The organism is Streptomyces sp. bgisy159 (assembly GCF_965341775.1).
Lineage (GTDB): Bacteria > Actinomycetota > Actinomycetes > Streptomycetales > Streptomycetaceae > Streptomyces.
Genome location: NZ_CBDQZH010000025.1, coordinates 1 through 13,847, shown reverse-complemented (window position 1 = coordinate 13,847; position 13,847 = coordinate 1). Strand labels below are relative to the sequence as shown.

Annotated in this window: 10 protein-coding genes and 1 pseudogene; 2 read left to right on the top strand and 9 right to left on the bottom strand. The window is 73.6% G+C overall.

What is annotated here, in order from left to right:
* Positions 1-97: 97 nt before the first annotated feature.
* From ACSLTV_RS22920 to ACSLTV_RS22910, 3 genes are all read right to left on the bottom strand, one after another.
* Positions 98-2,014, bottom strand: coding sequence for a glycogen debranching N-terminal domain-containing protein (locus ACSLTV_RS22920; RefSeq protein ID WP_435612816.1), 1,917 nt, complete (start codon positions 2,012-2,014; stop codon positions 98-100).
* 943 nt (positions 2,015-2,957) lie between these two features.
* On the bottom strand, positions 2,958-4,430 hold the full coding sequence (locus ACSLTV_RS22915; RefSeq protein ID WP_435612800.1) for a DUF4192 domain-containing protein: 1,473 nt from the start codon (positions 4,428-4,430) through the stop codon (positions 2,958-2,960).
* A gap of 352 nt (positions 4,431-4,782) precedes the next feature.
* The gene (locus tag ACSLTV_RS22910; protein WP_435612799.1) at positions 4,783-6,942 is read right to left on the bottom strand and encodes a RecQ family ATP-dependent DNA helicase; all 2,160 of its coding nucleotides are present in this window, start codon (positions 6,940-6,942) and stop codon (positions 4,783-4,785) included.
* Positions 6,943-7,232: 290 nt separating this feature from the next.
* Here ACSLTV_RS22910 and ACSLTV_RS22905 point away from each other — a divergent pair, with 290 nt between their 5' ends.
* A complete protein-coding gene (locus ACSLTV_RS22905) occupies positions 7,233-7,853 on the top strand; it encodes a hypothetical protein (RefSeq protein ID WP_432136304.1) in 621 nt (206 codons plus the stop codon).
* 406 nt (positions 7,854-8,259) lie between these two features.
* Here ACSLTV_RS22905 and ACSLTV_RS22900 read toward each other — a convergent pair whose 3' ends face one another.
* The 5 genes from ACSLTV_RS22900 to ACSLTV_RS22880 all read right to left on the bottom strand — a co-directional run bounded on the left by ACSLTV_RS22900 (position 8,260) and on the right by ACSLTV_RS22880 (position 12,402).
* Entirely contained in the window at positions 8,260-8,883 is a 624-nt protein-coding gene (locus tag ACSLTV_RS22900) for a hypothetical protein (protein ID WP_435612798.1), read from the bottom strand.
* A 67-nt stretch (positions 8,884-8,950) separates the two neighbouring features.
* The gene (locus tag ACSLTV_RS22895) at positions 8,951-9,652 is read right to left on the bottom strand and encodes a ribonuclease HII (RefSeq protein WP_432136302.1); all 702 of its coding nucleotides are present in this window, start codon (positions 9,650-9,652) and stop codon (positions 8,951-8,953) included.
* Between the two features lie 496 nt (positions 9,653-10,148).
* Positions 10,149-11,054 (bottom strand): ADP-ribosylglycohydrolase family protein, encoded by a 906-nt coding sequence (locus tag ACSLTV_RS22890; protein WP_432136301.1) that lies wholly within the window; start codon positions 11,052-11,054, stop codon positions 10,149-10,151.
* Positions 11,051-11,725, bottom strand: a complete 675-nt coding sequence (locus ACSLTV_RS22885; protein WP_432136300.1) for a histidine phosphatase family protein — start codon at positions 11,723-11,725, stop codon at positions 11,051-11,053. The genes ACSLTV_RS22890 and ACSLTV_RS22885 overlap by 4 nt, the downstream gene beginning before the upstream one ends.
* Before the next feature lie 71 nt (positions 11,726-11,796).
* Positions 11,797-12,402, bottom strand: a complete 606-nt coding sequence (locus ACSLTV_RS22880) for a YdbC family protein (RefSeq protein ID WP_432136299.1) — start codon at positions 12,400-12,402, stop codon at positions 11,797-11,799.
* A gap of 166 nt (positions 12,403-12,568) precedes the next feature.
* Here ACSLTV_RS22880 and ACSLTV_RS22875 point away from each other — a divergent pair, with 166 nt between their 5' ends.
* Positions 12,569-13,102 (top strand): TerD family protein, encoded by a 534-nt coding sequence (locus ACSLTV_RS22875; protein WP_435612797.1) that lies wholly within the window; start codon positions 12,569-12,571, stop codon positions 13,100-13,102.
* Between the two features lie 217 nt (positions 13,103-13,319).
* Here ACSLTV_RS22875 and ACSLTV_RS22870 read toward each other — a convergent pair.
* Positions 13,320-13,847 (bottom strand): annotated as a pseudogene (locus ACSLTV_RS22870) (hypothetical protein); the annotation flags it as partial.

The window sequence follows — 13,847 nt, the reverse complement described above, 5'->3', positions numbered from 1 at the left end:
GGTCGCATCGGTGGCTGGTCCCCCGCCGCGCGCCGGGGGCTTTGCCGTGGCGCGGCGACGGTCGTCCGGCCCCCTGTGGGCGGTACGCAGGGCCAGGTCAGACCCCGAGCTGCAGTCCGTCGGCGGCTTCCTCGACCATCGCCAGGCCCAGTCTGCTGACGCGTACGGAGAAGGGAGCGCCTCCCACGCGCAGCCCGGTCAGGCCGATCTCGCCCAGGGGGGCGCTGCGCACGGGCCGCAGCGTGACCGTTCCGGCGGGGGCGTCGGGGCGGATGCCGGCCAGGGTGGTCAGCAGCAGGACGCCGGCTGCCGCGGCGGTGGCGGCGGGCCGGCAGGCGGCGGGGTGGGGCAGGGGTACGCCGCCGTCGGTCCGCCGCTCGCCGGCGTACATCTCGGGCAGGCGGTAGCCGAAGGCGGCGGCGGCCGAGAGGACCCCGTTGAGCAGTGAGCCGGCCTCGCGCTCGTAGCCGGCCGCGGTCAGCCCCGCGACGGCGACGGCCGTCTCGTGGACCCGCACCGCGCCGCTGCGGTGGCCGAAGGGGTTGTGTCCGTTCTCCTCGGCGCCGAGCCCGCGCAGGCCCCACCCGGAGTCCAGGGCCGGGCCGGCCAGCAGTCGGGCCAGGTGCTGTGTGCGCACATTGTCGAGGAGGCCGGGGGCCACGGTGCCGGCACCCAGCAGGCCGGTGTCGAGCAGATGGGCGGCGCCCGCCCCGAGGTACGGCAGCGGACGCCCGTCGGCGAGGCGCGCGGCCGCCGGACGGCCGCCGGAGGGGTCGTCGATCCAGAAGTCGGTGTGAAAGGCGGTCCGCAGGGTCTGCGCCCAGTGCCGCAGCCCCATGCTGCCCGGCCTGCCACAGGCGTCGAGGAGGTCCGCGCCGAGCAGGGCCGCGCGGTGCGCCTGCGCCTGGGTCTCGCAGCGCACGGGTCCGCCGGGTTGCGGGTCGCACAGGTAGGCGCTCTCGTCCACGATGGTGGTCAGCCAGGTGAGACAGCGTTCGGCGGTCGGGAGCAGTTCTTCCGTCTCGCCCTCGGGCAGTCCCCAGCGGCGGGCCTCCGCGAGCAGGACGGGAAAGAGGAGGGTGGCCTCGGTGCCGGTGCAGCCCGGGGGCAGGTGGGGGCCGGCGTCACGTCGGGGGCCCGGGATCATGCCGTAGCGCGGTCCGCGGGCGGTGACCTGGGTGCGGGCGAGGGTACGCAGGGTGCCCGCGGCGAGGCGGGTACCCAGGGGCAGGGTCATGCGGGCCGCGGCGAGTGCCTCGGCCGGGGCCAGGCCGCAGCGCCAGGGGGCGCCGGCGGCGAGGTGCTGGTCCGTCGGTCGGGCCGGGTCGCGTACGAGGAGTGCCCGCAGGTCTTCGATGCTGGTCCTCAGGAGCGCTTCGGCCCGAGGGTCGTCGCCGTCGGCCCTGGCGTGGGCCACGGGGCTGGTGGCGGTGCGGCCCGCGGGCCGGACGGGGCCGGTTCCGTCCAGGCGGGCCCGCAACTCCAGGGTGGCGCTTCCGCCGGCCGGGAGGTCCACCTCCCAGCGGAGCAGGCCGGCGGAGGCGAGCGAGTCGGTGGGCGGCGGAGTGGCGGTCACCGACGACCTTCCGGTGGAGGCCGACCAGCGCAGTCCGGAGTCGTGGACGCTGGCGGGCAGGTCGGGGCCGGTGGCGCCCGCGGCGATCGTCCCGAGGTCGGCGAGGTCCGTGCCGAGGGCCACCTCGACCGGCAGGCGCATCGGGCGGGGCGCGGAGCTGCGCAGGGTGATGCGTTCGGTGCCGTCGGCGGTGCGGATCCGCTCCACGACGACATCGGGGTCGGGGCCGCCGGGTGGGGAGGCGCGCAGCGTGCCGACGAAGTGGGCTCGGTCGGCCGACGTCAGCCGGGACTGCACGGGCAGGGGTTCGCGTCCGGCGACGCGGACCTGGCACCGGGACAGGACGCGCCGTCCCGCCCGGTAGTAGCCGTCCAGCCCGCGGCCGGTCAGCTGGCCTCCGGGTGGGGAGATGGCCAGGCCGGGAAGGGCCACGCAGATCAGCACTTCGTGTGCCGGGGGCAGATCCCCCGGGCCACGCGGCGGTGTGGGTGCGGTTCCGGCGGTCGGAGCGGGGCTTGTGCGCGGGCCGGGGGCGGGCGGGCCGAGGGCCCCGGGCTGGACTGGGGGGACAGCGGCGTGCGGGTGGGGGGTGGTGGCGGGTGGTGGGGTGGCCGGTGCCGGTGCCGGTGCGGGCGGCCGAGGGGCCGGGGGGCGTGGCGCTGCGGGAGCCGGGACGGGGGTGGCCGCGGGAACGCGTTCCCCGTCGGATCGGCTCGCTGCTGCGTCCGCTTCGGGGAGGCCACCTCGGCCGCTGGTCGGGGAGGCGCGTTCGGCGCCGTGGCGGAACCGGTCGGCCGGCACGCTGGTGCCGGCGGTACCGACGCCGGGCCCCGGGTGGTGCCCGGGCCGTCCGGAGGGGAGGCAGTCGTCGGAGGAGGGCGGAGTCGGCTGGTGCATACGGTTGCTTCTTCTGCTCTCTGTGCCTCGGGCGGGTGCGGTGCCGGGGCCCGACCGGACGGATACGGGGCGGCGCGCGGCCTGCGCGACGGTGGGCCGCTCAGGTCGTTGCGCCACTCAGGTGAACGGACCGGCCCTCGCCCGGGTCACGCCCGTACGGGGCGGTGCCCACCGAATGGCGGGGGTGATTCGGCGAGGTGGCGTGCGGCACGAGACGGGGAGCTGAGCGGCACCGCCCGACATCGCCGCGCCCGTGTTCTTGCGGCAGCCCGCCACTCCAGCCGTTGCGGCACCCCGCCACTCGTGGAGTAGCGGCCCCCGCCCCTCCCGCCTTCACGGCGCGGCATCGGCCTGCTGTTGGCGCCGGAGCGGCCCTCCGCATCACCCCGTCGCCCGCTCGTGGCACCCGGTCGGGCCCGCCGTGCGACGCCGCCGATCCGCTGTTGGCACCCCGTCGGGCCGCTGTTGGTGCCCGTCGGCCGTGTCACTCCACAGGGCCGTCGCCGTCAGTCGGCCGCGGTCCCTCCGCGGCCGCGCCGCGGCGTCGTGCGTTCGTCTTCCCCGGCGTACGGGGCCTCGGGACGCCGTCACGTGTGGAGGTTGCGGGGCGGCGAGGTCCGGATCCGGAGGGCGTCCGCATACGGGATCGGCGACTGCGGCGGGGCAGCGCTGTGGTGGCCGGTACACGGCACTGAGGGTCCGTCTCGCTCGGGCCGGGCAGGACGGAGGCTCCGGACGGGCCGTCGCCGGACAGCGCACCGGTGTCAGGTCCGCCGGAGCGCACATCGCGTGCCGCACCCGCGGTACGACCGACGCGTTCGGCACGCAGGCAGCGGCGGACCGACTCGGGGTCGAGGCCCTCATTGCACGCCTGGTGCAGAAGACGGGCGAAGAGGTACGCGGGGTCGGCGCCGAGGGCCATGGCGAGGGCTTCCCGTGCTTCGAGTTCGTCGCCGGTCGACCAGGCCACCCAGCCGGCGAGGCTCAGGGGGGCGGCGGCGTGCTCGCCGTAGGAGCCGACGCAGCGGCGGGCCAGGGCCCGCCACAGCCGGAGCGCCGGTGCGGCCTCGTCCCCCTCCATCCATTCGGCGGCGCGGTCGCGTGTCGTCCGGTCCTGGAGGCCCAGGATCAAGGTGGCCGCCTCGTCGGCGTCGAGCAGGTCGTCGTCGCGGCGGTCCTCGGTCTGCCTGCCGGACGGGGGCGGCACCTCGGCGAAGCGTCGCAGCACCTTGTGCGCCAGGGCCATCGTCTCCGCGGCCACCTGAGCGCGGCCGGAGTCGTCGAGGATCCTGGGGACGAGCGCGCTGCCCAGGGCGTCGAGTGCCGCTTCCTGCTCCGAGACCAGGGAGGTCTCCAAAGGCTGGAGCCGGGCGCGCAGTGCGCGCAGGCTGCCCCTGACCTGGATGCCGGCATAGGTGGCGGCCGCGGCCAGCACGGAGGTGCCCGGCAGGCCCATGGGCGTGCCCTCGGGCGGGCAGCAGGCGCTGCCGCAGCAGTACGACCAGAAGCGGCCGCCGGAGATGCAGAGCGCCTCGATCACGGGGACGTCGAGTCGGCCGCTCTCTACGCGCAGATGCTGGGCGAGGGGCCGCAGGCGTTCCATCACCTCATGGGCCGACTCGCCCGGTGCCGGCTCCTGGCACAGATAGGCGACGATCTGTTCGGGTCGGGCTCCCCTGCGTTCACCGCCCGTCACCAGGCCGTGTGCCAGTTGCCGGGCGACCGACTGCCAGTCGTCGCGGTTGGCCGGGATGCCGAGCCGGGCCCGGCCGCCGAACCGGCCGCGTCCGGAGTGTCGGTGCACAGACACCAGGACGATGCTGTCCTCGGGACGGTAGCCGAGCAGGTAGGGGAGGGCGTCGGCCAGTTCGGCCGGGGTGCGCAGGGTGACCTGGTGGGCACCGCTGCCTTGACCGAACGTGGCCGCGCCGTCGTACGGAGCGGCGCCCTCGTACACGTACGGCGGCGTGACTGCGCCGTCCGGGGCAGGTTCGCCAGCCGGTGCCGGTCGGCGAACTCCTGACATGTCGTCATTCTCGGAAGATGCACTGTTTTCGCTGTGATGCGTCATGATCAGACGATCTCGCGGAATGCGAAGCTCCGCTTGACCTGTGGATAACTCCGATCAGGACCACGTCAACCGACTGCCGGAACAGGACGCCGAAGTCCCTTCGCTGCACGGCGCCGGTCGCTCCTCCCCCGGTATGACCGCGGGAACGTCTCCCGCCGTCCCTCCGCAGCCACGAGCACAGCGGCCCGGCCACGCGCCACCGACCGGTCGGCCCGGCCCGGTCCGGCCCACCACGCTCTCAGCCCGCCACGGCCAAGACCAGGGGCAGCACCTGCTCGGCACCCGCCCGGCGCAGCAGGCGGGCGACGACGGCGAGGGTCCAGCCGGACTCGGAGTAGTCGTCCACGAGCAGGACGGGCCCCGGTGCGCGGGCCAGGTCGGCGGCCAGTTCCTCGGGGACGGCGAAGGCATCGGACAGGGTTCTCAGGCGCTGGGCGGAATTGCTGCGGTGCGCCCGGTGCGGGTCGCTCGCCCCGGTGTAGGTCACGGTGCCGAGGTAGGGCAGGCGGCCGACGGCCGCGATGCCCTGGGCCAGGGATTCCACGAGCCGCGGCCGGCTCAGGGAGGGCACGGCCACGACGCCCACCGGCCGGGGGACGGCGTCCGGGCCGTCCGACGCCCAGCCGCCCGGGGAGCGCGCCCAGTCCGCGAGCACGGCCACCGCGGCCCGCAGCGCGTCGTCGGGGACAGGACCGTCGGGCGCGCCGTCGGCGAGCAGCGGGCGCAGCCGGTTGCCCCACCCGATGTCCGAGAGCCGGCCCAGGGCCCGCCCGGCCGAACACTGCTCCTTGGCCGGGATGCGCCCCTTGAGGTCGACGCCCAGGGCGGGCATCCCCGTCGGCCACATGCGGCGGGGCTCGACGTCCACTCCCGGCCGGTCCAGTTCCCTGGTCGCCCCGGTCAGCGCCTCCGCGGAGACGGACGGGTCGGCCCAGGGGCCCGCGCAGTTGTCGCAGCGGCCGCACGGGGCCGCTCCCTCGTCGTCCAGTTGCCGGCGCAGGAACTCCATACGGCACCCGTCGGTACTGACGTAGTCGCGCATGGCCTGCTGTTCGGCGGCGCGCTGCCGGGCGACCCACGCGTACCGCTCGGCGTCGTAGACCCACGGCTCGCCGGTGGCGATCCAGCCGCCCTTGACGCGCTTGACCGCGCCGTCCACGTCGAGCACCTTGAGCATGGTCTCCAGCCGGGTGCGCCGCAGGTCGACCAGGGCCTCCAGAGCGGGTGCGGACAGCGGTCGCCCCGCGTCGGCGAGGGCCGCCAGGGTCTGGCGGACCTGTGCCTCGGGCGGGAAGGCGGTGTCGGCGAAGTAGCGCCAGATGGCCTCGTCCTCCTTGCCGGGCAGCAGCAGCACGTCGGCGTGGTCGACACCGCGGCCGGCGCGCCCCACCTGCTGGTAGTAGGCGATCGGCGAGGAGGGCGAGCCGAGATGGACCACGAAACCGAGGTCGGGCTTGTCGAACCCCATGCCGAGGGCCGAGGTCGCGACGAGTGCCTTGACCCGGTTGGCCAGCAGGTCCTCCTCGGCCTGGAGTCGGTCGGCGTTCTCCGTGCGGCCGGTGTACGGGGCCACCGGGAAACCACGCTGCCGGAGATAGGCCGTGGCCTCCTCGGCCGCCGCCACGGTCAGCGCGTAGACGATCCCGGACCCCGGCAGTTCGTCGAGGTGTTCGGCGAGCCACGCCAGGCGGTGCGCCGCGTCGGGCAGGCGTACGACGCCCAGCCGCAGGCTCTCCCTCTCCAGCGGGCCGCGCAGCACCAGAGCCTCCCCGGCGCCGGTCCCCAGTTGCTCGGCCACGTCGGCGGTCACGCGCGCGTTGGCGGTCGCGGTGGTGGCCAGCACGGGCACACCCGGGGACAGTTCGGCGAGCATCGCGCGCAGCCGGCGGTAGTCGGGCCGGAAGTCGTGGCCCCAGTCCGAGATGCAGTGCGCCTCGTCGACCACCAGCAGGCCGGTGGTGGCCGCCAGTTTGGGCAGCGTCTGGTCCCGGAAGTCGACGGAGTTGAGGCGCTCGGGGCTGACGAGGAGCACGTCGGTCTCGCCCCGCTCCACCTCCTCGTGGATGGCGTCCCACTCCTCCGGGTTGGCCGAGTTGATGGTGCGCGCCCGGATGCCGGCCCGCGCCGCCGACTCGACCTGGTTGCGCATCAGCGCCAGCAGCGGGGAGACGATCACCGTGGGGCCGGCGCCGCGGCGGCGCAGCAGGGCGGTGGCGACGAAGTAGACCGCCGACTTGCCCCACCCGGTGCGCTGCACCACCAGCGCCCGCCGACGCTCGCGTACCAGGGCGGCCACCGCCTGCCACTGGTCCTCCCGCAATCGCGCCGCACCCTGCGGCGCCCCCACCAGTTCGGCGAGGATCGCGTCGGCCTCGGTGCGCAGCTCCACATCGTCCATGCCTCCATGCAACCCGACGGCACTGACAATGAGCCACTTCACCCTCCGTGACGGCGGCTCTCCCCACGCCCCGTGCATCGACCCCGGCCACTCTGGGTAGTGATATAAGCCGCGCACCACTACATAACCCTCGGTGGCCCCAATTGCTCGTTGCCGCATCCCAGTTCGACAGGAAGAATTGAGGTCCGCTCCCCGTACGGCTCGGCCGTGGTCCGGTAGGGCTCTGTTGCGGTGTGCGCTCCCCCGAATCCGACCCGCCCGCTGTGTGGGCCGTAGCCGAAGGGAGGAACGTGACCTTCGGATTCGCTCCGTCCTCGGCGGCGCCGTTGTCGACGTCCACGTCCGACGCTTCCGCCACCCGCTTGCTGGAGCCCGCCGAGTGGGCCGCGGCAGGCATTCCGCTGCTGCGCAATCCGCGGGAGGTCGTCAGCGGGCTGCATGCGCGGCACCGCCCCGGGCCGGCCACCGCGATCGTGGCCGTGCTCGATCCGGACGAGCGGGTGCGGGCCAGCGCCTCGTTCGTGCGCCGGCAGGCACCGGCCGACGGGTGGATCTTCCGCAACGCGCTGCTCGCCCAGCTGCGCCGGATCATCCCGCACGACCTCAGACGCCGCACCCCGGTGCGCACCGCCGTACTCCTCTACTGCCGTGAGGGTGACGCGCGTTGGACGGAGGAGGACGGTGCGCTGATGTGGGGTCTGCGGGACGCCTGCACCCTGCACGGGCTGCGGTGCGGTGCGTACGTCACGCTGACCCGTGACGGCTGGCAGGTTCTCGGCGAGGGCCGGGGCGGCCGACGGCCCAACACGGACTCCGCCCCGGAGCCGTTCGCGCTGTCCGAAGCGCCTCCGCCGCTGCCGCGCACCGGGGGTGCGGCGTCGGACGTGCTGCGTCGCGCCGCCGCACGCTGAGCCGTCGGCCCTGAGCCGCTCGCACAGCGGACCGCCCCGGCCTCCGGCCGCACGACCACGCGGGAACGCCCTCGACGTGTGCACCCGATCTCGCACCCGGCGCCGTGGACACGCGAACCCCGGCCCGGCGGGCCGAGGCGTTCCGCCACGTTGCCGCAGGCACGGCGAGGGGTCGCAGGCACGCAGGAGCCGGGGCGCCGGAGTCCGCGGCCGAGCACGACTCCGCCGGACCGCCGTGCGGTCACGGGCCCGCACGCGACCGCCGGACTCCCCCACGCCCCCACTACCGGTCACCGAGCCCGCCGAGCAGTCACCGCCGGTTTGTCACCGCACGCGCCGACGGCGGCCGGCACGGCGCCCCGGCGTCGACACCGGGGGCCGCCCGCTCCAGCTGCCGCCCGTCGGCTCAGAGTCCGGCGCCCAGTACCGCGTTGATCTGCTGCGGGTCGCCGCAGACGATCAGCAGGGCTCCGGCCCGGGAGTGGGCCAGCGGCAGCGCGGTGGCGGCGGCTGAGGCGGGACCACCGTTGACGGCGACCACGACGACGGGACGCTCGGCGGCCCGGCCGACGGAGGCGGCGTCCAAGTAGAAGACGTCGTCCCGGGCGTCGTGCTGCGCCCAGTAGGACGCCTCACCGAAGGACAGTTCGTGGGTCGCCCACGGGTGGGGCTCGCCGGTGGTGACCACCAGGACCTCACCGGGGGCGCGGCCCGACTCCAGCAGCAGGTCAACCGCCTCCTCGGCGGCGTCCAGCGCGCCCTCGGCCGAGGCCGGGATCAGCTGGACCTGCGGAGCGGCGGCGGCAGCGGCCGGGGCCGGCGGCCCGGGCTTGACGGCGGCCGGGTCGCGGGGCGCGCGCTGCACCGGAGGCGTGGGCCGCGGAGGACCGGGACGACCGGGTCGCGACGGGGCCACGGAACGTGGGCCGGGTACGGGGCGGGGGGTCGGCGCGGTGCGGCCGCTGGCCGGAGTGGCGCGGGGACCCTGGGCACTCTCGTGAATCTGAGGCTCCTCGGGAATGAGAGGCATGGGCTGATATTTATCAAACGGTGGTGCGGCTCGCGTCGGCGGGGGCACTGCGGTGCGAGCGGACGCGTCAGAAATCGAAGCCGAGTTGGCCCTCGATCTCCGGAACGCTTCCGTCCGCCCAGCTGCGGGCCTTCTTGAGGTGCCGCCACTGGGGCAGCGCATCAAGATACGCCCACGACAACCGGTGGTACGGGGTGGGTCCCCGCTCCGCCAGTGCGGCCTTGTGCACGGGAGACGGATACCCGGCGTTGTCCGCAAAACCGAAGTCTGCATGGTCGATACCCAGTTCGGCCATCATTTTGTCGCGCTGCACCTTGGCGATCACCGAGGCCGCCGCGACCGCCACACACGACCGGTCTCCCTTGATCACCGTGCGCACCCGCCAGGGGGTGCCCAGATAGTCGTGCTTGCCGTCCAGGATGACCGCGTCCGGGCGGAGCGGCAGGCCCTGGAGGGCCCGTACGGCCGCGAGGCGCAGGGCTGCGGTCATCCCCCGGTCGTCGATCTCCTCCGGGGAGGCGTGCCCCAGGGCGTACGAGGTCACCCAGGTGCGCAGTTCCTCCGCGAGCTCGGTGCGTCGCTTGACGGTGAGCAGTTTGGAGTCGGTGAGACCCGCAGGGGGTCGACGCAGTCCGGTGACGGCCGCGCAGACGGTGACCGGACCGGCCCACGCACCGCGGCCCACCTCGTCGACACCGGCAATGATCTTCGCTCCGGTCGTGGCGCGGAGGGAGCGCTCGACGGTGTGAGTGGGCGGTTCGTACGGCATGGCGCCCTTAGCCTACGCCGCCGTGATCCGCGGGCGACACCCCGGTTCCCCTTACGAATCCGGGCCGCCGCGCAGCCTCGGCGGGAAGGCCGCCGGGCAGTGACCGACTGCGTTCGCAGTCGTGCATCCGCTCCGGTCTCAGGATCGGCGACCTCGCTGCCGACGGTGGGAAAGAAGCCGACCGGAAGCCTCGATCCGGCTGCCCTCACGCAACACTCCCCCAGGTCCTGGCAGGTCGCGTTCGCGAAGCGTGGAACCACGGTCCGATGGGCCACCGGCCGCGGACGCGGCCGACGGCGGTGCGGCACGGTCCAGGAGTCGTCGGGGGGAGCGCCGGGCACACCTTCGTCGACTTCCCTCGACTCCCCCATCACCACCCCGACGAGTCACCGGGCAGCGTACGGTCGGCCGAGAGGCCGGCCGCTGGTCCTCCCGGCGGTCCGCGGGACCGGGCGGACAGGGGCGCGGTCCGGTTCTCAGCCGGCCCGGCGGCCCGTCACGAGGCGGTCGGCAGCCAGCCGGGCAGCTCCTCCGTGCGCTCGACCCATGCGGCCGGGGGCGCCCCCGCCTTGCCCGCGGCGAGCACGCCGCCCACGATCGCGCAGGTCGTGTCCATGTCTCCGCCGGCCTGCGCGGTCGTCCAGAACGCCGTCTCGAAGTCACCGAGCGCCCGGGCGGCCGACCAGAGAGCGAAGGGCACGGTGTCGTGCGCCGTCGTACGCCGTCCACAGCCGAGCACGGCGGCGACGGTGGCGGCGTCGCCGTAGTCGAGCATGTCCCGGGCACGCCTCAGCCCCGCGCCGACCGCGCTGCGGGGAACCAGGGCGATGACGCCGTCCAGCAGCGCCTCGGCCCTGGGCGGTCCCCCGGGCGCCGCGGTCAGGGCTGCGGCCGCGGCCACCGCCATGGCGCCCACGACGGCCTCGCGGTGCTGGTGGGTGGGGTAGGCGGAGATCTCCGCCTGGTGGGTGGCCTGCTCGGGGTCGTCCGCGTACCAGGCACCGAGCGGGGCGATCCGCATGGCCGCTCCGTTGCCCCAGGACCCCTGTCCGTTGAAGAGCGCGGCGGCCAGCTCCCGCCAGTCGCCGCCTTCCCGGATCAGCCGCAGCAGCCGGTTGACGGCGGGACCGTACCCCCGGTCGAAGTCGTGCCGCTCGGCGAAGGAGCGGGCCAGCGCGTCCTGGTCGATCCGCCCGTGCGCGGCCAGGACGGCGACGACCGAGGCGGCCATCTCGGTGTCGTCGGTCCACTGCCAGTCGCCCGGCGGCAGCTCGCGGCGCTTGAGCAGCGGATAGTGGTCCGGCACGAAGAACTGCGAGCCGAGTGCGTCCCCCACGGAGAGTCCGCGCAGGCTTGCCAGGGCGCGCTCCAGGCGCCCTGAGGAAGAGGAGTCGGAGGTCATCGGCTGCCACTCCATCCGGTGATCCCGTACGGCTCCGGATCACGCCAGCGTTCGAACGGCCGGTCAAGCGTGTACTTGCCGTCGTCTCCGAGAACGAGCATCCTCATCTCCGCGTTCCCGGGATTCGACAGCGACTCGAACTCCGCGACCGTCCAGTGGAACCAGCGCATGCAGAACAGGCGCATGGCGAGCCCATGGGTCACGATCAGCACGTTGGGCGGGTGGTCGGGGGCCTCGAAGCTGCGGAAGAGGCTCTCCAGGAAGCCGCCGACCCGGTCGTACACGTCGGCTCCGCTCTCCCCCTGGGCGAACCGGTAGAAGAAGTGCCCGTAGGCGTCGCGGTACGCCTTCTGCAGCCGTACCTCGTCGCGGTCCTGCCAGTTCCCCCAGTCCTGCTCGCGCAGCCGGGGCTCCTCACGGACCCGTATCAGCTCCGGTTCGAGGTGGAAGGCGCGCAGCGTCTCGTGGGTACGGCGGTAGGGCGAGACGTAGACGCTGACGTGCTCGCGGCCGAACAGTTCCCGCAGCCGCTTTCCGGTCTCCTCCGCCTGCCGCCAGCCGCGCTCGGTCAGCGCCAGCGCGTGGTCGGGTTCGCGTTCGTACACGGTGTCATCAACATTGCCCGTTGACTCCCCGTGGCGGACAAGGACGATGCGCCGTGGTCGTGCCATGCCGAAACCCTAGATCGAGTGACGGCGTTCCGAGCACTCGTACGGGCTCCATACGGCGTAGCTCACACGGATCAGACCGTCCACGAGGGCTCCAGCTCCACTATGTCACCGGTGAGGGAGGCGATGTCCGCCTCGGTCTGCGCCCGCAGCGCGAGGCGCTCGACGCGTTCGGTCCGGTACTTGCCGTGCTCGGCCTCCGAGCGCCACATCGACAGCACCAGGAACTCATGCCCCGGTGCCTCGGCGAACAGTCCGCGGATCATGCCGGGCGAGCCGGCCATGGCGGGGTTCCAGACCTTCTCCTGCATCAGGGTGAAGTGCTCCGCGCGCTCCTCGTGGACCCGGCACAGCGCGACGCGGAGCAGGTCGGTGTCCGTGAACCGGGGCTCGAAGCCGGTCTTCACGTCGAAGCGGTAGTCGAAGAGCCTGACCTGCGCGTTCTTGAAGGTACCGGCCTGGGTGGCCGCCAGCCGATCGTGCGAGCGCGCCATGAAGGAGTCGTAGAAGGCGCGGCTCTCCCAGAACGCGAAGACATGGGCCACGGAGGGACGGGCCCTGCTCCAGCCCCCGCCTTGGCCACGAAATCCCGGCTCGCCCAGAAGCCCCGCCCACTTTCGCTGCCCCCGCTCGAAACCGCGGCGGTCGACCACGGTGCAGCGAATCCACTTGACCAGCACCGCGCCATCGTAAGGCCACCGGACGTGGCGTCGGTCACGCTCTGGCCCACCGCGGACGCGCGACGGTGCACGCGCGCGTGGCAGGATGGACAACCTGCCTTGCGCAGAGGGCAGTTCAGGCCGAGGGCCGACGGGGAGCAACGGGGAGACGGGGAAGGGGAAGCCTGTGAATGGCCTCAACAAGGGTTTGAGCAAGGTCGAGATCGCGTTGAAGTGGGATCCGAGCCCGGCGGGAGAGCCGCCCACGGACCTCGACATCGTCGCCGCCACGTACCTCGCGGACGCCCCGTACGGGGAGCCCGCCTATGTGGTGCACTTCGACAGCCGTTCACCCGACGGCACCATCTATCTCAACCGCGACAGCAAGGACGGCAAGGGCTTCGGCTGGGACGAGGTCATGACCGCGGAACTGGAGCGACTGGACGCCCGCTACGCGCGCGTGGTCGTCGGCGTGGTCATCCAGCAGCGCTCGGCGTACCGCGCGCTCGACGGCGTCGCCGATCCCGGGTTCAGGATCCGCGAGGGCTACTCGGTGCTCTCCGAGGGGGACTTCGGCACGGTGCCCGCTGCCACGGCGGCGACCATCGCGGAGTTCGTGCGCGACCCGTCCGACGGCTGGGTCTTCCACGACGACGTCCGGGGCTTCGACGCGGACCCGGCGACCTTCCCGGCGGTCATGGGCCGGGCGCGGGAGGCCTGAGGCTCCCTCGTTGTACCGAAAGAGGGCGCCGGCTGTCCGCCGGCGCCCTCTTCGCGCCTTGCCGGGCCGCGCCCGCCGGGGCGGTGGAGCCGACTCCACCGCCCCGACCGGGTCGCACACGCCCTGAGGCGTGGGCCTCGATACTGGCGGAGAGCACTTATTCCTGACGTGCGCTATTCCTCGGTATCCGACTCTAGATCGGGGAACGCACGCAGCCTCAGCTGTGACGCCCGGTGGTCGGCGAGCCACCGCATCCGGTTGTCATCCGCAGTGAACCCAGCGCGTGCGTCTCGGTCCACTCCTCTCGGTCGAGGACTTCGAGGTACGTCTCTCGGAGCGCTTCCTGCTGAGTCGCAGTGCACCCCGCAGCCTCGGGATGCTCCGTGGTCAGGTGCTGAGTGAGCACAGCGATCGTGAAGTAGCGCTCGATCGTCGGGCTGAGCGAACCCACATGGCGAGCATGAGCTTCTAGGACCGCTCTCGAATGGGGGTAGTGAGCGAGGGTGAGCCCCATTCCCCCGCAGTCGCTCATCAGATGAAGCAGTCGACCGATGTGGTCGACCATCTCGCTGTCGGTATCGAGGTCTGCAAGCGCCTCATGGAGTCTGGCGACTGTCGCGACCTTGTCGGCGAAGTATCCGTTGAGGAAGTCGCCGTCGCAGGCCCTGCGAAGCAGCCATGGTCGGGCAGCCGGGTCGTCGAGTCTGCAGAGAGCTTCGACGACATAGACGCGTCCCCAGCTGGT